Source organism: Erythrobacter sp. QSSC1-22B, assembly GCF_001678665.1.
Lineage (GTDB): Bacteria > Pseudomonadota > Alphaproteobacteria > Sphingomonadales > Sphingomonadaceae > Qipengyuania.
The window spans coordinates 245,270-263,335 of the sequence record NZ_LZRP01000004.1 but is presented as its reverse complement, the minus strand read 5'-3'; the positions used below and the strand labels follow the sequence as shown (position 1 = coordinate 263,335).

Below are 18,066 nucleotides of genomic sequence, written 5' to 3'. Positions count from 1 at the left end.
CGGCCCAGTTTTCCTGACAGCCGGGATTTTGCGACGTTCATGTGCACATCTGCCAAAACCCGCGACTTTGCCGCCTGGGTTCCCGCCTCCGAATGACGGCTTATCGTGCCTTCCAATTGAGCAACAAGCGAAGATATTAGTCGGGTGCCAAGTCCTCGCTGGGGCTACTCATCCGATTCACCGGCCATCATGCGCAGGTTACCCATTTGTCCACTAAACGCGACTTACTCTCGGCACCAACTTTAGGGACTGCTCGAGCTTACCAACGGCCGTACCGTCCCCATGCTTGGAGTCCTCGGGTGATCGTGGTCGCGTTCGTCGTTCCGTAGAGCAAGGAAGGGGTTGGGATCGATGGACGTGCCGGCAATTCGAACCTCATAATGCAGGTGCGGTCCGGTAGAGCGGCCGGTTGAACCTACATATCCAATCACGTCGCCCTTCCGCACACGTTGCCCCTTAGCAGCCCCAAGAAGCGATAGGTGCGCGTAGCGGGTTTCCATGTGGCCACCGTGACTGATCTTTACCAGCAAACCGTAATTCCCGGCCCACTCAGCTTGGGTGATCGTCCCATCTGCGGTTGCACGGACGGGAGTGCCGACTTCAGCGGTTAGGTCTACTCCGTGATGCTGGCTCCAAGTCCCGAGGATTGGGTGCAAACGGACGCCGTAGTTGCTACTGAGCCGAACGCCCGCAATGGGCATACCTGAGGGAGTCGAAATGGCGGGCCTGCTACGCTCAAGTGAAGGCGCCTCTGCCTCGCTCACAAGCGCGGGTTCGGCACTCAGAGCGTCCCGAGCTGCTGTAATCTTCTGGGCCAGGTCGTCCGCTTGCAGGGAACCGGACTTCGCATCTGCTGCAAGTGGTCCAGGGTCAGGCAAAGCTGCCGAGGAAGTCTGAGACGGGGAGGCGAAGGCAGTGCTCGGGCCCAGTGCGCCAGCGAGGCCGACGCATAAGACTGCTACGAGAAGCGGTGCGCGAAACAGTGCCACAGTTCTATTCCGAAGCACGCTGATCACGTTCTCCCGCCTTGTTCTCAGGAGGGGGCACAGTTCCGCGCGGTGGAACGAGCTTGGGAGGAGGCCCAGTCCGGGGCGGATCACCGATGTAGAGCGGACCAGCCGTCCGGGGTGATGGCGCAGGCTCGATAGGCTGTATCTGAAGGGGCAGCATTCTCACCCGCTCCAGTTTCATAGTCGGCGCCGCCTTGGGGACTGGGGTGAAGGGGCGGGGCGATAGTCGCACCGGCGCAGTTGCGCGCTCTGCTGATGCCAAGCTGCCTGCAACGGAACGCGCCACTAACGTTTGGTCTGAAGCAGTTGGAGGTGGACTCAGGTTCGTAGTCAAACCGTGCGAGCTCATGTTCGTCTGCGACGTTAGCGCTTGACGATCTTCCCCGGCTTTAATGGGAGCTCCCACCTGAGGAGGTGTCCCGGCCCTCGGAGAGGAACCTGCGGTGGGGGGCGATCCCGGCTCTGGCAAAGGTTTGGCTTCTAAAGGCTCTTTATCGAGCGAAAGCCAGGCCCCTACAGCCGAGGATTCTTTTTTCGCAGTCGAAGTTTGGCCGCTCACCTCTCCCGCAAGGCTTCCGACCAAGACAGTCGCCGCAACACATAAAACCGCTCCTCGCCTCGTGGAGGCGAAAGATAAAAGCGAGCAAAGCATCACTTCTTTGGCGCACAAGCAAGAAGTTGCCAAAGACGCACTATCCCGCAGTTCGCTTTGCCAATATTGTTGCGCTCTCATGATCTGTCCCTGCTCACGCCGCCTCAGTAGCACAGTTGCGGGTACGTATCCGCGCAATGTCGAATTGACTCGTATCGGCGCATCACCGCTGCGCGCCCGCGGGCGGCCTCCTGTAAGGATATTTCCTCGATCGATAGCCGGTAAATTGTGAGCGATAGCTGAAGGGAAAAAGATCTCGCAGAATAATTTAGCTCATCTTTTTCTTCAGTTTTCCAACCTTAATGGCATTGCTTGATTATCCATTGAACGGATCGCCATCATGGATTCCGACATCGGCCGGCGTGACAAGACGCGCAAAACTCTCTCACTCCCTGGCAAGATTAGAATGGGTCGCGGCATTCCGCAGCGCGTAGCAATAACCGACCTCTCCGAAGGAGGCTGCCGTGTTATCCAGGCAAATATCAGAATCAAAGCGGACTCCAACGTATCCATTCGCGTTGGTAACCTTGATCCGATTTACGCCTCCGTCCGCTGGACTCAGAATGGTGCAATAGGCCTCGAGTTCCAACAACCGCTCTGTGGATCCCTCGTTGAGAATATGAGGGCCATCCTTGCGGGAGCTGAAGTTAGGATGGAACGGCGCGCCTGGATGCGCTCAGAATAATCGGGCTAGCTTGACCGGGATTTCCCTGACGCTCCGCACCTTTGCGTTGACAAGTCGGTGTGGGTGGGGCGCCGAAAGCATCGGTGGGATCAGGATGTGACGCCCCGGTTAAGCTTCTGACTTGAAAATGTTAATGCTCCGTTGCGGGGGCGCGATCGCGGTCAAAAAGCCCACACCGAGGCAGGGGGCTCAAGGTTGATAAGAAGGGAGTACAGCGGTCGGGAACGTCTCTTTGGGCAAAAAGAGAAGCGCACCCTCGACACGGTTACGGCCCCCGGTCTTGGCCTTGTAAAGGGCCACGTCAGCAGCCCGAAGCAAGCCATGCGGCATTTCGATGGTGCCGCCGCTTGCCGCCATTGCGGTGGCCACCCCGACGCTGACCGTTACAACCGAGCTTATCGCGGTGTCGAGATGGGGAACGGCCAGAGCTTCCACCGCGGACCGAATTAGTTCGCCCGTAGCAAGGGCGCGCTTGTGATCGGTGTGAGGCAGGATGACTGCAAACTCCTCGCCCCCGTAGCGCGCGGTCAACTCACCTTCTTGGTCAGTCTGGTCCGCAATGGCGGCGGAGGCACCTAAGCGGCACCACTTCTGGTCAAAGATTGGAACACTCCCCTCAGACCGGGGGAGACCCTTTGCAAGTCCGCGTTCCAGCACAGACCTCGGTCCGCTGATCGTGGCGCGCTCTTTTGAAATCATGGCTATGGGAACGAGCTTTCGCAGATAAGCGGTTCTCAGCGTACTATCCTCACCACCAAGCTCCACGCGCGGTGCGACGCCCGAGGCCTCCCGCTCTCCTTCGTGCTGACGCCAAGCCAGGCGCCCGATGTGCAAGGCTTTGCGCCGCTGTTCCGCATGATCGAAGGCCGGATAGGGGCATTCCTCGCCGATCGCGCCTATGATGCCGATGCCATCCGCTACAAGAAAACCAAAGAAACCTGCCTCGGCATCGTAGCTTACGCTTCAATCAAACTCTGGACGCCCTTTTTCCACGAAGCCTAGTGCTAAAACGAAGGTGTGCTTCAATTGGGCGTCACCGTGCCTGGTCCCTGTGCATGGAAAATTTCGCTTGGGAAGCAGTGGCCCGTGATCGGCGGGACCATTTTCAGGTGGCCACAATTCCACCCGCCGGCACCGAACCAATTGCTAACGTGTCAGCGGGATTGGTTAATGTCGGCTCTGCGCCCCAACCGCCGCCGCTTCGCTTGACCTCGTAGCTTTTCGCGTCGGCCTCGCGGAGGAGTGCGTCCAGCGACGCCGTGCTGACGGGGGCAACACTAAAACCAAGGCTGAGCCCCACCCTGATCGGCTGGTGGGTGCCTACTTCATAGGGCTCTGTCAGTTGATGATGAATGTTCCCTGCCAGAATTCCGGGGTCGGACTGACTGTCGAATCCTGATTGCAGGACCACGAACTCGTCACCGCCGACCCGGGCGACAGCATCGTTATGATCGACAAGCTGATGCAGCCTTTCGGATAGAGCCTTCAGAAGCCGATCCCCTGTCGCGTGGCCAAACTGGTCGTTGATCGCCTTGAAACCATCCAGGTCGAAGGCGTGGACCGCTATCAAGTCGTCCGTATGACGCGGCAATGCGTCGAATGCCTCGCGTAATCCCAGGCGGTTACAGAGCGACGTTAGTGGATCGAGCCGCGCCAGATTTGTCATTTGCAGGCGCATCGTGATGAGGCGGCTGGCGTTTCCGTAGCTATGCCAGATCGTCTCCACAGCGATTAGGAGAAACAGCGCGAAGACCGCGCCGATCAGGAGCCTGGCGTCCTGGATAAACACCAACGCAGAGGCAATTGCCGGCAACGCGGCGAGTGTCACCGCGCCCACCGCGATCAACGGGCGCACTGATATGCGGGTCGCAACGCCCGCGCAGTATCCAAATAGCAAGGCGGTTCCAACCACTTGCAGGTGGAGCGCGGGCAGAGAGAACAAGAGCGCGCTGAGTGCGCCGATAGGGGCCGCCATGCACCATGTGGCTACAGCGTGACCCACTTCGAACCGTTTGGTGGTTGCAAGCGAGAGCGATCGAACGTCCATGGCCCGACGATGAAAGAGGATTAGAAGGAGCTTGAGAGCCGAGGCAAGGCCTCCGACGACCGTGGTGCCGAGGGCAACTGCGGCGCCAGTCTCGCTGTAGGCATAAAGACCGATGCCGGAAAAGACCGCCCAGATCGCCGCTGTGGGCAGCATATTATCGGACAAAGCCGATACCAAGGCCTTGTAAACATTGATCGGTTCAGTTTGACGATGCATCAGTCTTAAAATCATTATTGCACAGGTCGTTTTGATACCACGTGAGCTGTTTACGGAACCTTTATCCGCCGGCCTGATGCCGTGCGGTTCGCTTTGAGACAGGTCGCTTTGGGCACCTTCGATGAAAAGTCGATTCCATAGCCGTTGCGCTGTGTTGTGATCGGTTAGATCTTAAGCAAGGGTTCCGAGTCTCCGCGTGGAATATATCGGTTTTACGCGAACTTCTTCGTACTGAGCGCTTCGCTGCCCGTGTTTTGAAAGCGCATGGCGTTGATCCGGCATGAGGTCTGGGCTGGGCTGAAAAGAAAGCCCTGGCCCAGATTGCAGCCCAGCTGGACCAGAAGGCTGCGCTGCTCTTCGGTCTCGACACCCTCGGCTATCACCTCAATGCCCAGATTGCTGGCCATATTGATAAGAGCTTGAACGATCATTCTCGATTGGTGTTCGCCATGCATCGACTGGATGAAGCTGCTGTCGATTTTCACCTTGTCGATCGGAAAGTCTCGAAGGTGTGAAAGCGACGAAAATCCGGTGCCAAAATCGTCGAGCGCCACGCGCACGCCCGCCGTGCTCAGGTCAGAAAGAACCTTTTGCACCGTGGCCGTGTCGTTCACCATCAGCATGGTTTCGGTGACCTCAAGCAGGATTTTTTCCGCGCCAACTCCAGCCTGGTCCAACCTCTGCAAAAACTTCGTCGCAAAATCCCTGCTCAACAGATCGGCTTCGGTCGCATTGATACTGATATAGCGCAACTCCGGCTGGGCCGCTTCAATCTGGGCCAACTCGCCGCAAATGCAGTCCAGCATGCGGTCTCCGATCTCGCGGGAGAGGATCGGATCCAGAATTGCCGGGAGAACTTCGGATGCGGTAATCTGCTCACCGGTCGAACTGCTCAGCCTCATGAGGGCTTCAAGCCCGACCAACCGATTTGTCCCCAAATCGATGATGGGCTGATACCCTGCGAAAACACGATGAAGATCCAGAGCTTCGCGGACTTTCGCAATCGCAGCCTGGCGATGATGATTGGCTCGCTCCATCTCGGGGACGTATTTGTGAACCCGACCCGGCTCACGGTCCTTTCCGTGGTAAAGCGCCAGATCGGCCTGGCGAATGATCTCTCTGGCATTCGATCGCTCGTCGATTTCCACCAGGCCGCACGTTGCGCTGACGCCGATCTTGCGCCCCGATATTTCAAACTGGCGCTCGACGGCGGCGAGGATTTCATCGCCGAGTTCGCGGGCGCCCTCCAGATCGATGGCGGGTGTCGCCAGGATCACGAACTCGTCGCCACCCCATCTGGCGACGATGGCACCGGTGGGAAGCGCGCCCACGATTCGACGGCTGATTTCCTCCAGAACGACATCGCCAACCAGATGACCAAAGGTATCGTTGATATCCTTGAAGCCATCCAGATCGAGCATGATCAAGAACGCATGTGAGTCCGAATTCTTGGTCTCGCGAAGGGTCTGCTGAAGAAACCGATCGAAGGCATTGCGATTGTACAGATCGGTAAGGGCATCGCGATCGGCCGCGCGCTGCAGGGCCAGGTTCGCATGGAACGATTCCGTGATATCCTGGACAACGCCGATCACCCGCGCCGGACTGTGTTTGTCGGCCTCGAGACGGTCGCCCATGACTTTCACGCGTTTCGTTGTGCCATCGGCGGCATTCACGCCCGCTTCGAAGACGAAAGTGCCCTTCTGCTCGAGCAACAATGTGGCCCCTGCCACTTTCTCCTGATCCTCGGCGGCGTAGTAGGCAAAGCTTTCCTGCAGCGAGGCCGGCGGATTTTCGGGCGAACCGAAAATCGCAAAGGCCTCGTCCGACCAGGTCAGTGCCTGGCTCTCAAGATCCAGTTCCCACGAACCGATCTTCGCAATCTTTTCCGCCTGCTTGAATATGCGATGGGATCGTCTCAGCCAGCTGCTTCGCGCGCTGAGGCGAGAGTTGAGATACGATGCACCCACCGCTTGCGAGTGGGCACCGATCAAATCCTCGACTGTCGCCGCGAGGAGTTCGAGTTTTGCGATATCACGCTCTTCGAAGCGACCGACGCGATGGTCGGCGACGCACAGTGTGCCGATCAATGCGCCATCGGGACTTTTGATGAGTGCCCCGAGATAGGAGCGTATCGCTGGTGCTTCGAGGACCAGCGGATTGTCGCAGAACCGTTCGTCTTCGAGCGCATTGGGGACAAGCAAATGGCATCCGGACGCAACCGCATAATTGCAGAACGATCCTTTGCGCGGCGTTTCGCTCTCATCGATACCGACGGACGAGAGGAACCACTGACGGTGTTCATCGACAAGCGAGATGAGGGCGATGGAGCAATCGAAAATATCGGCACAATGGGCCGTGATGCGATCGAACGAGGCTTGGCGAGGGGTGTCTAGAATGTGAAGGTCGTTGAGCGAATTCAAGCGCTTGAGATCGTCGGCAATGGCAGGCTTCATGAATGCAACCCCCTCTTGAATCAATCCGGCCCATCAGCTCGAACGCCCACCTTCGAACTGGCGACAACCCCGTGCCCGGCCCGAGCTTTGACGAACCATCCGCCGCTCAGGCCGTCCGGGTATCATTGAACCCCGCGACGCTGCTGCAGCCGTTTATTTCCGGAGTTGCGGGACACATGGTCCTTAACATAAATCTATAAAATTTCGCTAAGTTTAGTCTTTTGCCGCCGTGGGCGTATCCCCGACGCAGCGGGTGCAGAACATCCTGTCGCTGCCGGGCTTTTCGTTGCCGGGCTTTGATCCAAACGACGAACGATTTAAAGTCACCCAACTGGGGCAAAACTCCCGACAACCAACGAAGAGCGGGCGCACCTGATGGCCGATCAGGTCAGAGTGGTTGGTCGAACGCACGGAAATGGTTGGCATTTCGAGGAAAGTTGACCGAACAGTTCGGCTAGGCAACAAGCTAACCGGACGGTAGGTGTCGGAGGACACTGTGGGCGGGTAGGGAGAATTTAAATTGGCTGGTGCGTCCCCCAAAGCGGCTGAAGTCGATATCCCTCTCGAGCGGGACGGTTTCAGCCGCAGCCTCATTCGCGAACTGGCTGGAACGCTCGAGGAGGTCGTCGGGATTGACGACGCTGCGGGCTATATCAGCGTGGTGGGAACCGCGATCGGAGAACAGCTCGACGCTTCCTACAAGGGTGCCCTCGCGGTCGATCGGCTATCGCGTGAGCAGGTGGCGGAGGTGCTCGTAGACCTCAAGAGGCGTATCCAAGGTGATTTCTTCATCATCGAAGAGACCGAAGACAGGCTCGTTCTCGGTAACCGTGCATGCCCTTTTGGCGACAAAGTGCTCGATCGTCCGTCGTTGTGCATGATGACGTCCAATGTCTTTGGCCACATCGCGGGGCAGAACCTGGGCTATGCGGCCGTCGATCTGGAGGAAACGATCGCTGAGGGTGACCCGGGTTGCAGAGTGGTCGTCTATCTGCGCCCGACCGCATCGATACCCGATTCTGCCCGCGAATATTTCCAGCGCTGATGGCCATGATCGGATCGCAAGTCGCCGGATTGCTGGAAGCGCTGCACGAACCAACGATGTTGATCGATCGTAGCGGTACGATCGTTCACGCCAATCGTGCGCTAAAGCGACTTCTCGGTGCGGAAGTCGCGGAGCGCGCGCTGTCCGATTTCGTGGAGGATGATGCCGGCAACTTCGGTCGCTATCTCGAGCGCTGTCTGGGGTCGGGCGATCCCCTGATCGGTAGCGCCAATCTGCGGACAGAGGGCCACATCCAGAAATTGCAGTGCAAAGGAAATGCCGTTCGTTTCGGCGACGACAATCTTGTTTTCCTCAGGCTGCTGGATTCGGGCGCCCCGCGCTTCGCCGCGCTCACCGAAACGCTCGTCGAGCTCAGGGAAGAGTTGAAAAACCGTAGGCGCTCGGAGGCGATGCTGGAAGAGTCGGTGCGCGAGCGTGAGCTTCTGCTCCGCGAGCTCGAGCACCGTGTAAAAAACAATATGCAGATGCTCTCGGCATTGCTCAGCGGCGCCGAACGGGAGGCAAGCTCGCCGGAGGCCAAGTCGGCGCTCAGGGATGCGTCGCTGAAATTCGGAGCGGTGAGGACGGTTCAGCAGCTATTGTATCGCTCTGACGATCTTGAGGCGATTGGCTCCCAGCCAATGGTCAGGACCCTGATCGAAGCTGTTAGAGCGCTTTCGGTGGAGCCGATGGAAACAGAGGTCAACATCGAGCCGATCGACCTGCCGATCCAGTCGGCAGTGCCGATCGGTCTGATTCTCAATGAGCTTTTGACGAACGCGGTGAAGCACGGTCAGCCAGCCTCGGGTACTCAGAGGCTAAGGGTGGATTTCGTTCGCCACGAAGACAAAATTCAGCTCGCCGTCCAAGATAATGGAGTTGGTTTCGATCCACAGGTTTCGCACAAGAGAGCTTCTGGTATTGGGTTGGTTCGTGGCCTTCTTCGCCAGCTTGGCGGATCGCTTGAAGTGGAACGGGGCGGCGGAAGTCGCTGCATAGCGACCTTTCCAGCTCCCCATGTACCCTAATGAGATACAGCGTATGATCCTCACCCAAATCATTCACCACGCGATGGCCATTCCACCCGGCACCGGCACGGGGAGTGAATTCAGCCCCGATCGCGGTTCAATGTCAGGTGTCAAAGCACGAATTCTGATCGTGGAAGACGAGTTTCTGGTGGCGATGACCATCGAAGAGACACTCCTCGAAGCGGGACATGACATTGTGGGAGTGGTCGCGACCGGTGAGGAAGCTTTGCAGGCAGGGGTGTCATTGCGGCCGGATCTGGTTTTGATGGATATACGGCTCGCTGGGCAGATGAGCGGAATAGATGCAGCCCTGAAATTGCGTGCGAAGGGCATCCCGAGCCTTTTCGCCACGTCTCATTCCGATCCGGGGACGCGCATCTCGAGTGAGAAAGCGAGCCCGATAGGATGGCTGGCGAAGCCATTCTCCGAAGCGGAAGTCGTCACTGCAGTCGAGGATGCCCTGGCCCGCCTGAGGCAGCATTAATTTTCCGCTTCATGATGAAATCCCTGTCGTTCGGCGACTGCGGACAACGCGCTGCCAAGACCGCTTGCGCTGCGGCTCATGGCCGAAAAAGCGCAGGAGTTGAAAAATCAGGTCATACTCGGGATGGCGCGAAAGGCGGATATCAAGGCAGCGTATCCAGACAGCAAGGCCGTTGCTATCGGTTTCGGCTTGGGGATTATTGCGAACCGCAGCGCTACTCTTCCGAGGTTGCCACCGGAGTGTCGCGGTGCGGGGCTTCGTAGGTCGCCCAGTCGCCCTTGCCGGGGGATTTCGGCGGTAGGCCAGCCGGGCCTTCGATGCCGTCGGCATCTTTCAGCCGGACACCGTGAAGGTGGACCTTGGCGATCATGTTCGCCGAGATCGGGGCGGTGATGAACAGAAAGATCGAGACCAGCAGTTCCTGCGCCGACCAGACGCCCTGCGCGAGCTGGAAATAGGCGACCGAACCCAGCAGGATGCCTCCCAGGCCGAGCGTCGTCGCCTTGGTGGGGCCGTGCAGCCGCTCCATCAGTGTGGGCAGGCGGACGAGGCCCCAACTGCCGACCAGCGCGAAGATGGCGCCGATCACGATGAGCAGGCTGGTCAGGATTTCAGCGAGAAGACCGGGCTGGATCATTCGATGATGTCCCCGCGCAGCTGGAACTTGCAATAGGCGACGGTCCCGATGAAGCCCACCATCGCCAGCAGCAGCGCCGCCTCGAAGGAGACGGCGTTGTTGGTCGCGATGCCCGTCAGGACGATCAGCGCGATGGCGTTGATGACCATGGTGTCCAGCGCGACGATACGGTCGCCCACGGTGGGGCCGCGCAGCAGGCGCCACAAATTTAGCGCGAAGGCCAGCACGAGGCAGGCGAAGCCGAACATCACCGCATAGCCGATCATGCGAACACCTTTTTCAGACGCGCTTCGTAGCGCTGTTTGATCCGGGCGATCTCCGCCTCGGGATCGGCTGCATCGAGCGCATGGACCAGCAGATATTTGCCGCAGGCGGAAACATCGGTCGAGACCGTTCCCGGGGTGAGGCTGATCGTGCCGGCGAAGACCGTAATCGCTTCGGGGGTGTCGAGCTCTAGCGGGATGACCAGCCATTGCGGGTGCAGGTCGCGGTTACGCCGGAACAGGATGATCGCGGCAACCTCGAAATTGGCGATTACCACGTCCCACAGCACTAGCAGGACGTAGGGGATCCCGTAGCGAAAGCGGACATCGGGTCGCCGCGGCCAGAACGGCGCGGTGAAGAGCGGGAGCAGCACGCCGATGATAATGCCGATCAGCAGCGCGCCGAAGGACAGGCTGTTCGCCATCAGGAGCCAAACCAGAGCGAGCAGCACCGAAAGGCCGGGATGGGGGATCACGCGGCGCATCTCATCCGTCTCCCAATACGGCGCGTGCGGTCGCCGACGCGTCGAGAACCTGCGCGGCGGCGGAGTTGGCAAAGCCGGTGGCCGGTCCAGCGCCCGCCGACAGCGCAACCAGCAGGATGAGTGCGATGACCGGGGCTGCCATGTCGGAGCGTGCCGGATGCGAAGGCTCGGCGCCATCCGAGACCGGGCCTTCCTTCCAGAAGATCGCGCTGCCCGCGCGGGCGAAACCGATCACGCCCGCCAGCGTAGTCAACAGGATCGCGCCCCAGGCCCAGCCCCAACTGGCGGTGTCGGCGACCGATTCCATGATCAGCAGCTTGCCGATGAAGCCCGATAGTGGCGGCAATCCGACAGTGGCAATCGTCGCAGCGAGGAACAGCAGCCCGACCGTCTGACGCTGGCAGAACGCCGGACCCGAACTGATCGTATCGGCGAAGCTGGCGCGGCGGCGCGCCACGACATCGGCGATCAGGAACAGCGCAGCCCCGGCGAGCGTCGAGTGGATCAGATAATAGAGCGCCGCACCCAGCGTATCGACCTGCCAGGCCGCCACGGCGATCATCAGCGTGCCGGTCGATCCGATGATCGCGTAGGCGGCCTGTTCGGACAGGCGACGGGCGACGAACACCCCGGCGAAGCCCACCACCGCGGTGAGGATCGCGGCGGGCAGGAGATACGGCGCCGGGGCCCATGCGGCCGAACCCGCATCGTCGCCCAGCACCTGTGGCACCACCCGGATCAGCGAATAGACCCCGACCTTGGTCATGATCGCGAACAGCGCGGCGACTGCGGGCGTGGCGACCGCATAGGTGCGCGGCAGCCAGAGATGCAGCGGGACCAGCGCTGCCTTGAGCGCGAAGACGCTGACCAGCAGCAGCGCTGCGACGCGCAGCAGCCATTGATCGTCGGGCCCGATCGCTGCGATGCGCAGCCCCATCTGCGCCATGTTGAGCGTACCGGTCAGCGAATAGAGCAGCCCCAGCGCGATCAGGAACAGCGAGGAGCCGATGATGTTCACCACCACATATTGCACCCCGGCCTTGAGCCGCGCCGAGCCCTGTCCGTGGACCATCAGGCCATAGGAGGCGATCAGCAGCACTTCGAAGAACACGAACAGGTTGAACAGGTCGCCAGTCAGGAACGCGCCGTTGAGCCCGAGCAGCTGGAATTGCAGCAGCGGATGGAAATGCCAGCCGTCGCGATCGGCTTTGGTGACCACAGCGTGGAGCAGCGCTAGCAGCGCCAGCACCGCCGCCAGCACCAGCATGATGGCGGCGAGGCGATCGGTCACCAACACGATGCCGAAGGGGGCCTCCCAGCCGCCCAGCTCGTAGGTCCGGACGATCCCGTCGCGCGACTGGATCATTAGGCCGATGGCTGCCGCCAGCATGGCTAAGCACGAGACGAAGGATATCGTGATGCCGAGACGGCGTCTTCGCCGCATGACCAGCAGCGCCAAGGGTGCCGCCAGCGCGGGGATCACGATTGGCGCGATGGCAAAATGCATGGCGAGATTCACGAGGGTTCGTCCTCCGCATCATCGCAGGGCACGCCATCGACCTGATCGCTACCGGTTTCGAGGAAGCTGCGCAGCATCAGGATCACCGCCAGCGCGGTCATGCCGAAGGTGATGACGATCGCGGTCAAAACCAGCGCCTGCGGCAGCGGATCGGCGTATTCGGTCACCGTCTTCGACCAGATCGGCGCCCGGTTCACGACCAGCCGGCCCGAGGCGAACAGGAACAGGTTCACCGCGTAGGAAAACAGCGTCAGCCCGAGCACGACCTGGAACGTCCGCCCGCGCAAGCTCAGATAGATTCCGCCAGCGACCAATACGCCGATGGCGCTGGCGACAAGGAATTCGAGGGTGATCACGATTCCTTGTCCTCCAGCTCGGCTTCATGGGCGGCGTGCGCGCGGGCAGCCCGTTTCGCGATATGGCTGAGTTGCGCCAGCGCCAGCATGACCGCGCCCAGCACTACCGAAAACACGCCAAGGTCGAACAGCATTGCCGTCGCGAGCTCTAACTCGCCGACCAGCGGCAGGGTGAAATAGTCGAACGCAGTGGAGAGGAAATTCGCCCCGAAGAGCAGCGAGCCGAGCCCCGTGAAAACCGCGATCAGGACGCCGAAACCGATCAGCATGTGTTCTCCGATCCGGCGGCGCGAATCGGTCCAGTCGAAGCCCGAGGCGAGATATTGCAGCAGGAAGGCGATCGCCACCACCAGCCCGGCGATAAAACCGCCGCCGGGCTCGTTGTGGCCGCGCAGGAAGATGAAAATGCCCGCCACCAGCACCAGCGGCAGCAGGATGCGGGTGGACATCACGAACATCACCGGATGGCTCTCGGGCGAATGCGGCATGTCCTCCTGCCACGAGCGCAACCGCGCCCCGGCGGCACCGCGCGAGGTTGTGTCGAGCAGCGCGTAGATCACGAGGCCGGCGATCCCGAGAACGATGATCTCGCCCATCGTGTCGAAAGCGCGGAAATCCACCAGCGTGACATTGACGACATTGGTGCCACCGCCGCCGCTGTAACTGTTGTCGAGATGGAAGGCGGAGATCGGATCGTTGGGATTGCGCGTGAGCATGGCCCAGGCCGCACCGCCCACTCCCAGCCCGCCAAGCACCGACAGTACTCCGTCGCGCCAGCGCCGTTTCGGGCTGGAGAGCAATTTCGGTCGTTTGGGCAGCAGGTTGAGCGCTAGCAGGAGAAGCAGGATAGTCACCACCTCGACCGAAATCTGCGTCAGCGCGAGATCGGGCGCCGAGAAGCGGACGAAGGCCAGCGCGATCACGATTCCGATCACGCTGATATAGATCAGCGCGCGAAACCGCTGGCGCTCTTCCACCAGCACGGCGAGCGTTGCCGCGACCAGCAGCAGCCAGGCGACGACGGCGATGGGCGGCGCCTGCTGGAGTTCGCGCGGACCCGTAAACCCGCCACTGCCGTTGCTGGCGCCTTCGACGACCAGCAGCACGATCACCGTGAACACCGCGAAGACCATCCGCTGGAGCGAGGGGGCGTGCACTGCCACGACCAGCCTGCGCACCGCCAGATCGGTGGCGGTCAGCGCGCGTTCGAACAGCGCCTTCGCATCGGCGTGGCGCATGGCGGCGTAGCTGCGCAGCAGCGCGGCATGGCGCCACAGCAGAGCTGCGCCGACCAGCACGGCGAGCGCGCTCATCCCCAGCGCGAGATTGAACCCGTGCCACAACGACAGGTCGAGTTCGGGCGCGGGCGCACCGATAACCGCGCCGGCGACCGAAGCCACCAGCGTTCCGGCGATCAACATCGGCGCGAGGCCCAGCAGCACGGCGATCGACATCAGGATGAGCGGAGCCGCCAGCATTCCGGTGCCAGGATCGTGCGCGCGGGCATGCGCCTCGGCATCGCGCGGCTGGCCGAAGAACAGATGCGCCGCGAAGCGCAGCGAATAGCCGACCGAGAGCGTCGCCGCGATCGTCGCCACCACCGGAACCAGCCACGGCAGGCCGAACAGCGAGATGTTGAGCGCTTCGTAGAGCATCATTTCCTTGGAGATGAAGCCACCCAGCGGCGGGATCCCCGCCATCGCCAGCGCCGCCACCGTACCGACGAGCGCGGTTACCGGCATGACCTTGGCGAGCGCGCCGAGGTGGCGGATATCGCGGGTCCCGGCTTCATGGTCGACGATCCCCGCGGTCATGAACAGCGCCGCCTTGAACGCGGCATGGTTGAGGATGTGCAGCACCGCCGCGATCGCCGCGGCCTCGAGCGAGAAGCCCAGCAGCATCACCAGCAGCCCGAGCTGGCTGATCGTCGAATAGGCGAGGATGGCTTTGAGGTCGTGCCGGAACAGCGCCACCCAGGCACCGAACAGCATGGTGAACAGTCCGACGCTGGTCACGACCACGGTGTAGAGCTCGGTCCCCGCCAGCACCGGCCAGAGGCGAGCCAGTAGGAACACGCCCGCCTTCACCATCGTCGCCGAGTGCAGATAGGCGCTGACCGGGGTTGGGGCAGCCATCGCGTGCGGGAGCCAGAAGTGGAACGGGAACTGCGCCGATTTGGTGAAGCAGCCGATCAGGATCAGCCCGAGGATCACCGGGTAGAGCGGCGATGCCTGAACGACATCCGCACTTTGCAGGATGGTCATCAGGTCGAAGGAGCCGGCCACCACGCCCAGCAGGATCATGCCCGCGATCAGCACCAGCCCGCCGCCGCCGGTGATCGCCAGCGCCATCCGCGCGCCCTGCCGGGCCTCGGGCTTGTCGCGCCAGAAGCCGATCAGCAGGAAGGAGGACAGGCTGGTCAGTTCCCAGAACACCAGCAGCAACAGCACATTGCCCGAAAGCACGATCCCGAGCATCGAACCCTGGAACAGCATCAGCGAGGCGAAGAAGCGTCCGGTCGCCTCGCCCTGCGCCAGATAGTAATGCGCAAAGATCATCACCAGCAGGCCGATCCCGAGGATCAACCCTGCGAACATCAGGCCCAGCGGGTCCATCATCAGCGAGAAGTCGAGCCCCAGCGCGGGGACCCAGGCGGCCGACACCGCGACGCTTTCGCCAGCCAGAACCTGATTTGCAAGCGACAGCGCGAGCGCCAGGCCCAGGGCGCTGGCGCCGGCGGCGATGCCGGCATGGATCGCCTTGCCGCGGTCGGCAAGCACGGCGATCAGGAGGGCGGCGACGAAGGGCAGGCCGGCAAGGATAAAGAGCGTCAGGGAAATCGGCATCGTCGGTACGAATTCATCCTTCGGGCGCACAGCTTTCGTGCGCCCCATAACCATAACGGGCCGCGCAATGCCACCGGATTTGGGATTTTCGCACCGGTCGCGGGCTGCGACACGCCCTTGATTGCACCGGGCGCATGGGCATATATACCCCTATACGGTATTTGTGTCCGTCCGATCCGGGCACCCGTTTGCGAGGAAATTCAGTGAAACCCGACAATACGCTGATCGTCAACCGGTTGCGCCGGATCGAGGGCCAGGTGCGCGGCGTCGCGCAAATGGTCGAGGACGATCGCTATTGCATCGATATCCTGACGCAGGTCCAGGCGGTCAAGGCCGCGCTCGGCCGCGCCGAAAGCGAGATCCTCAAGCGCCATGCCGCCTGCTGCGTCTCCGAAGCGATCGCCAGCGGCGATGCGTCGGAGCAGAAGGTCAAGTTCGACGAACTCATCGACCTGTTCGAACGGGCGAAACGATAGGCCCGGTCTTGTCGCCATCCCGCCAATCCATCGAGGAATTGACCATGCTTGCCACCATCCGATCCGCCGTATTCCGCCGCAGCCTTGCCGGTGCGCTCATGGCCGGCGGCACGCTCGTCTCCTGCAGCGCTCAGGCGGCCAGTTTCACCATGTACCGCGACGCCTCCTGCGGTTGCTGCAGCGCCTGGGCCGATCATGTCGAGCACGGCGATGAACACAGCGTCGAGACGGTCAACCACCCGGACATGCGCGCGGTCAAGGCCGAGCACGGCGTGCCCGCCCGGCTCCAGTCGTGTCACACCGCGGTGGTCGAGGGCTATGTGATCGAGGGCCATGTCCCCACCGCGGATATCGAGCGGTTGCTGGCCGAGCGTCCTGCGGGCGTTACCGGGCTGGCGGTTCCCGGAATGCCGGTCGGTTCGCCGGGAATGGAGCATGGCGATCATCGCCAGGCCTATCAGGTCGTCGCCTTCGGCCCTGACGGCATGCGGGTCTGGGCGAGCTATCCCGCGCAACCCGCTGCCGGATCGTGAGCACCGCGAAAACCGCCAGCGTCCATCGCATGGTCATGCCCGACCATGTTTGCCCCTATGGCCTCAAGACCATCGACCTGCTCGAGCGCGAGGGCTTTACGGTCGAGGATCACCATCTGACGACGCGCGGCGAGACCGACGCTTTCAAGGAAGAGCACGGGGTCGCGACCACGCCGCAGACCTTCATCGATGGCCGGCGGATCGGCGGCTATGACGATCTGCGCGCGCATTTCGGCAAATCCGTCGCGCAGGAGGGTGAGACCAGTTACCAGCCGGTGATCGCGATCTTCGGCGTGGCGTTCCTGATCGGGCTCGCGATCAGCTGGTATGTGTTCGACACCATTTTCACGATTGCGGCGGTGGAGTGGTTCGTCAGCCTCTCGATGTGCTTCCTCGCGGTCCAGAAGCTCCAGGATTTGCGCAGCTTCTCGACCATGTTCCTCAATTACGACCTGCTGGCGCGGCGCTGGGTTCGCTACGGCTATATCTATCCCTTCGGCGAGGCGCTGGCGGGCGTGCTGATGGTCGCGCATGCGCTGCCGATCGTCTCGGTGCCGGTCGCGCTGTTCATCGGCAGCGTCGGTGCGGTCAGCGTGTTCAAGGCGGTCTATATCGATAAGCGCGAGCTCAAATGCGCCTGCGTCGGCGGCAATTCCAACGTGCCTCTGGGGTTCGTTTCTCTTACGGAGAACCTGTTCATGATCGGAATGGGGCTGTGGATGGGCGCCAGGGCGCTGGGCTGGATCGCGGCCTAGCGCGGCAGACGAGGTTAAGGCGAGGCAAACAGGAGGACTCAACCATGACGACACAAAGCAAGGATCACCCGAACGGCGGAGGCGGGTCGAACTACTGGCGCTTCATGGCGATGGTCTCGACCTCGACCGTGATCATGTTCGGCCTGATGTACGCCAACACCTATGTCGTCGATCATGTCTTCTGGAGCGAGACGCGCTTCTGGATGATGTTCATGATGGGCGCGATGATGATGGCGGTGATGCTGCTTTTCATGTGGGGGATGTACAAGGACCGGACCAAGAACCTCGTTATCCTCGGCGTCGCTGCGGTCGTCTTCGTCCTGGCTGTGTGGCTGATGCGCAGCCAGACGACCATCGACGATACCGATTACATGTCGGCGATGATCCCGCATCATTCGATCGCGATCATGACCAGCGAACGGGCGAATATCGACGATCCCCGGGTTCGCGAACTGGCCGACGAGATCATCGCCGCGCAACGTCGCGAGATCGCCGAGATGAAGGCGCTGATCGCGGATATCGAAGCGAACGGCGTTCAGCGCGCGCCAGAATAGCGCGACAAGCCTCCTCACCGGC

At 61.3% G+C, this 18,066-nt stretch carries 19 protein-coding genes; 9 read left to right on the top strand and 10 right to left on the bottom strand.

What is annotated here, in order from left to right:
- Nucleotides 1-242 precede the first annotated feature (242 nt).
- Nucleotides 243-701, bottom strand: coding sequence for a M23 family metallopeptidase (locus A9995_RS17630; protein ID WP_082992594.1), 459 nt, complete (start codon nt 699-701; stop codon nt 243-245).
- Between the two features lie 1,301 nt (nt 702-2,002).
- Between A9995_RS17630 and A9995_RS17625 the strand changes: the two genes are divergently transcribed.
- Entirely contained in the window at nt 2,003-2,347 is a 345-nt protein-coding gene (locus tag A9995_RS17625; protein WP_067611686.1) for a PilZ domain-containing protein, read from the top strand.
- Between the two features lie 189 nt (nt 2,348-2,536).
- Here the strand turns inward: A9995_RS17625 and A9995_RS17055 are convergent, their stop codons facing one another.
- Nucleotides 2,537-3,046, bottom strand: a complete 510-nt coding sequence (locus tag A9995_RS17055) for a diguanylate cyclase domain-containing protein (protein WP_067611682.1) — start codon at nt 3,044-3,046, stop codon at nt 2,537-2,539.
- A gap of 24 nt (nt 3,047-3,070) precedes the next feature.
- Between A9995_RS17055 and A9995_RS08895 the strand changes: the two genes are divergently transcribed.
- Nucleotides 3,071-3,349 (top strand): transposase, encoded by a 279-nt coding sequence (locus tag A9995_RS08895; protein WP_082992593.1) that lies wholly within the window; start codon nt 3,071-3,073, stop codon nt 3,347-3,349.
- Nucleotides 3,350-3,452: 103 nt separating this feature from the next.
- Here A9995_RS08895 and A9995_RS08890 read toward each other — a convergent pair whose 3' ends face one another.
- Both A9995_RS08890 and A9995_RS08885 read right to left on the bottom strand, forming a co-directional pair.
- Nucleotides 3,453-4,625, bottom strand: coding sequence for a diguanylate cyclase domain-containing protein (locus tag A9995_RS08890; RefSeq protein WP_082992592.1), 1,173 nt, complete (start codon nt 4,623-4,625; stop codon nt 3,453-3,455).
- 197 nt (nt 4,626-4,822) lie between these two features.
- Nucleotides 4,823-7,063 carry a GGDEF domain-containing protein gene (locus tag A9995_RS08885; RefSeq protein ID WP_067611673.1) on the bottom strand — a complete coding sequence of 747 codons (2,241 nt, stop codon included), beginning with the start codon at nt 7,061-7,063 and terminating at the stop codon, nt 4,823-4,825.
- A 520-nt stretch (nt 7,064-7,583) separates the two neighbouring features.
- On the opposite strand from A9995_RS08885, the gene A9995_RS08880 reads away from it, so the two are divergent.
- The 3 genes from A9995_RS08880 to A9995_RS08870 are packed head-to-tail and all read left to right on the top strand — an operon-like array spanning nt 7,584 to nt 9,620.
- Nucleotides 7,584-8,108, top strand: a complete 525-nt coding sequence (locus A9995_RS08880; protein ID WP_067611670.1) for a methanogen output domain 1-containing protein — start codon at nt 7,584-7,586, stop codon at nt 8,106-8,108.
- Nucleotides 8,108-9,136: a sensor histidine kinase gene (locus A9995_RS08875; RefSeq protein ID WP_067611667.1), complete on the top strand. Its 1,029-nt coding sequence runs from the start codon at nt 8,108-8,110 to the stop codon at nt 9,134-9,136. Before A9995_RS08880 ends, A9995_RS08875 begins: the two co-directional genes overlap by 1 nt.
- A gap of 13 nt (nt 9,137-9,149) precedes the next feature.
- The gene (locus tag A9995_RS08870; RefSeq protein ID WP_168157366.1) at nt 9,150-9,620 is read left to right on the top strand and encodes a response regulator; all 471 of its coding nucleotides are present in this window, start codon (nt 9,150-9,152) and stop codon (nt 9,618-9,620) included.
- Nucleotides 9,621-9,834: 214 nt separating this feature from the next.
- On the opposite strand, the gene A9995_RS08865 is transcribed toward A9995_RS08870, so the two are convergent.
- Genes A9995_RS08865 through A9995_RS08840 form a run of 6 tightly spaced genes read right to left on the bottom strand, consistent with a single transcriptional unit; the run spans nt 9,835 to nt 15,726 of the window.
- Nucleotides 9,835-10,257 carry a Na+/H+ antiporter subunit G gene (locus A9995_RS08865; protein WP_067611661.1) on the bottom strand — a complete coding sequence of 141 codons (423 nt, stop codon included), beginning with the start codon at nt 10,255-10,257 and terminating at the stop codon, nt 9,835-9,837.
- A complete protein-coding gene (locus tag A9995_RS08860) occupies nt 10,254-10,523 on the bottom strand; it encodes a K+/H+ antiporter subunit F (protein ID WP_067611658.1) in 270 nt (89 codons plus the stop codon). The genes A9995_RS08865 and A9995_RS08860 overlap by 4 nt, the downstream gene beginning before the upstream one ends.
- Nucleotides 10,520-11,005: a Na+/H+ antiporter subunit E gene (locus tag A9995_RS08855; RefSeq protein WP_067611655.1), complete on the bottom strand. Its 486-nt coding sequence runs from the start codon at nt 11,003-11,005 to the stop codon at nt 10,520-10,522. Before A9995_RS08855 ends, A9995_RS08860 begins: the two co-directional genes overlap by 4 nt.
- 1 nt (nt 11,006) lies before the next feature.
- Nucleotides 11,007-12,524 carry a monovalent cation/H+ antiporter subunit D gene (locus tag A9995_RS08850; RefSeq protein ID WP_145916875.1) on the bottom strand — a complete coding sequence of 506 codons (1,518 nt, stop codon included), beginning with the start codon at nt 12,522-12,524 and terminating at the stop codon, nt 11,007-11,009.
- Nucleotides 12,521-12,877: a Na+/H+ antiporter subunit C gene (locus tag A9995_RS08845; protein WP_067611858.1), complete on the bottom strand. Its 357-nt coding sequence runs from the start codon at nt 12,875-12,877 to the stop codon at nt 12,521-12,523. Before A9995_RS08845 ends, A9995_RS08850 begins: the two co-directional genes overlap by 4 nt.
- A complete protein-coding gene (locus A9995_RS08840) occupies nt 12,877-15,726 on the bottom strand; it encodes a monovalent cation/H+ antiporter subunit A (protein ID WP_067611855.1) in 2,850 nt (949 codons plus the stop codon). Before A9995_RS08840 ends, A9995_RS08845 begins: the two co-directional genes overlap by 1 nt.
- Before the next feature lie 203 nt (nt 15,727-15,929).
- Between A9995_RS08840 and A9995_RS08835 the strand changes: the two genes are divergently transcribed.
- The 4 genes from A9995_RS08835 (at nt 15,930) to A9995_RS08820 (ending at nt 18,044) form a co-directional block, all read left to right on the top strand.
- Nucleotides 15,930-16,202 carry a metal-sensitive transcriptional regulator gene (locus A9995_RS08835; RefSeq protein ID WP_067611649.1) on the top strand — a complete coding sequence of 91 codons (273 nt, stop codon included), beginning with the start codon at nt 15,930-15,932 and terminating at the stop codon, nt 16,200-16,202.
- 44 nt (nt 16,203-16,246) lie between these two features.
- On the top strand, nt 16,247-16,735 hold the full coding sequence (locus tag A9995_RS08830) for a DUF411 domain-containing protein (protein WP_067611646.1): 489 nt from the start codon (nt 16,247-16,249) through the stop codon (nt 16,733-16,735).
- Nucleotides 16,736-16,764: 29 nt separating this feature from the next.
- The gene (locus A9995_RS08825) at nt 16,765-17,490 is read left to right on the top strand and encodes a MauE/DoxX family redox-associated membrane protein (RefSeq protein WP_067611852.1); all 726 of its coding nucleotides are present in this window, start codon (nt 16,765-16,767) and stop codon (nt 17,488-17,490) included.
- A gap of 110 nt (nt 17,491-17,600) precedes the next feature.
- A complete protein-coding gene (locus A9995_RS08820; RefSeq protein WP_067611849.1) occupies nt 17,601-18,044 on the top strand; it encodes a DUF305 domain-containing protein in 444 nt (147 codons plus the stop codon).
- Nucleotides 18,045-18,066: the final 22 nt, after the last annotated feature.

What these genes read in the sequence shown, in the direction of transcription:
- A9995_RS17625 (WP_067611686.1), top strand. Translation starts at nt 2,003, where the DNA reads ATGGATTCCGACATCGGCCGGCGTGACAAGACGCGCAAAACTCTCTCA.
- A9995_RS08875 (WP_067611667.1), top strand. Translation starts at nt 8,108, where the DNA reads ATGGCCATGATCGGATCGCAAGTCGCCGGATTGCTGGAAGCGCTGCAC.
- A9995_RS08855 (WP_067611655.1), bottom strand. Translation starts at nt 11,005, where the DNA reads ATGCGCCGCGTGATCCCCCATCCCGGCCTTTCGGTGCTGCTCGCTCTG.
- A9995_RS08865 (WP_067611661.1), bottom strand. Translation starts at nt 10,257, where the DNA reads ATGATCCAGCCCGGTCTTCTCGCTGAAATCCTGACCAGCCTGCTCATC.
- A9995_RS17055 (WP_067611682.1), bottom strand. Translation starts at nt 3,046, where the DNA reads ATGATTTCAAAAGAGCGCGCCACGATCAGCGGACCGAGGTCTGTGCTG.
- A9995_RS08840 (WP_067611855.1), bottom strand. Translation starts at nt 15,726, where the DNA reads ATGCCGATTTCCCTGACGCTCTTTATCCTTGCCGGCCTGCCCTTCGTC.
- A9995_RS08820 (WP_067611849.1), top strand. Translation starts at nt 17,601, where the DNA reads ATGGTCTCGACCTCGACCGTGATCATGTTCGGCCTGATGTACGCCAAC.
- A9995_RS08830 (WP_067611646.1), top strand. Translation starts at nt 16,247, where the DNA reads ATGCTTGCCACCATCCGATCCGCCGTATTCCGCCGCAGCCTTGCCGGT.
- A9995_RS08890 (WP_082992592.1), bottom strand. Translation starts at nt 4,625, where the DNA reads ATGATTTTAAGACTGATGCATCGTCAAACTGAACCGATCAATGTTTAC.
- A9995_RS08825 (WP_067611852.1), top strand. Translation starts at nt 16,765, where the DNA reads ATGGTCATGCCCGACCATGTTTGCCCCTATGGCCTCAAGACCATCGAC.
- A9995_RS08885 (WP_067611673.1), bottom strand. Translation starts at nt 7,063, where the DNA reads ATGAAGCCTGCCATTGCCGACGATCTCAAGCGCTTGAATTCGCTCAAC.
- A9995_RS08870 (WP_168157366.1), top strand. Translation starts at nt 9,150, where the DNA reads ATGATCCTCACCCAAATCATTCACCACGCGATGGCCATTCCACCCGGC.
- A9995_RS17630 (WP_082992594.1), bottom strand. Translation starts at nt 701, where the DNA reads ATGCCCATTGCGGGCGTTCGGCTCAGTAGCAACTACGGCGTCCGTTTG.
- A9995_RS08860 (WP_067611658.1), bottom strand. Translation starts at nt 10,523, where the DNA reads ATGATCGGCTATGCGGTGATGTTCGGCTTCGCCTGCCTCGTGCTGGCC.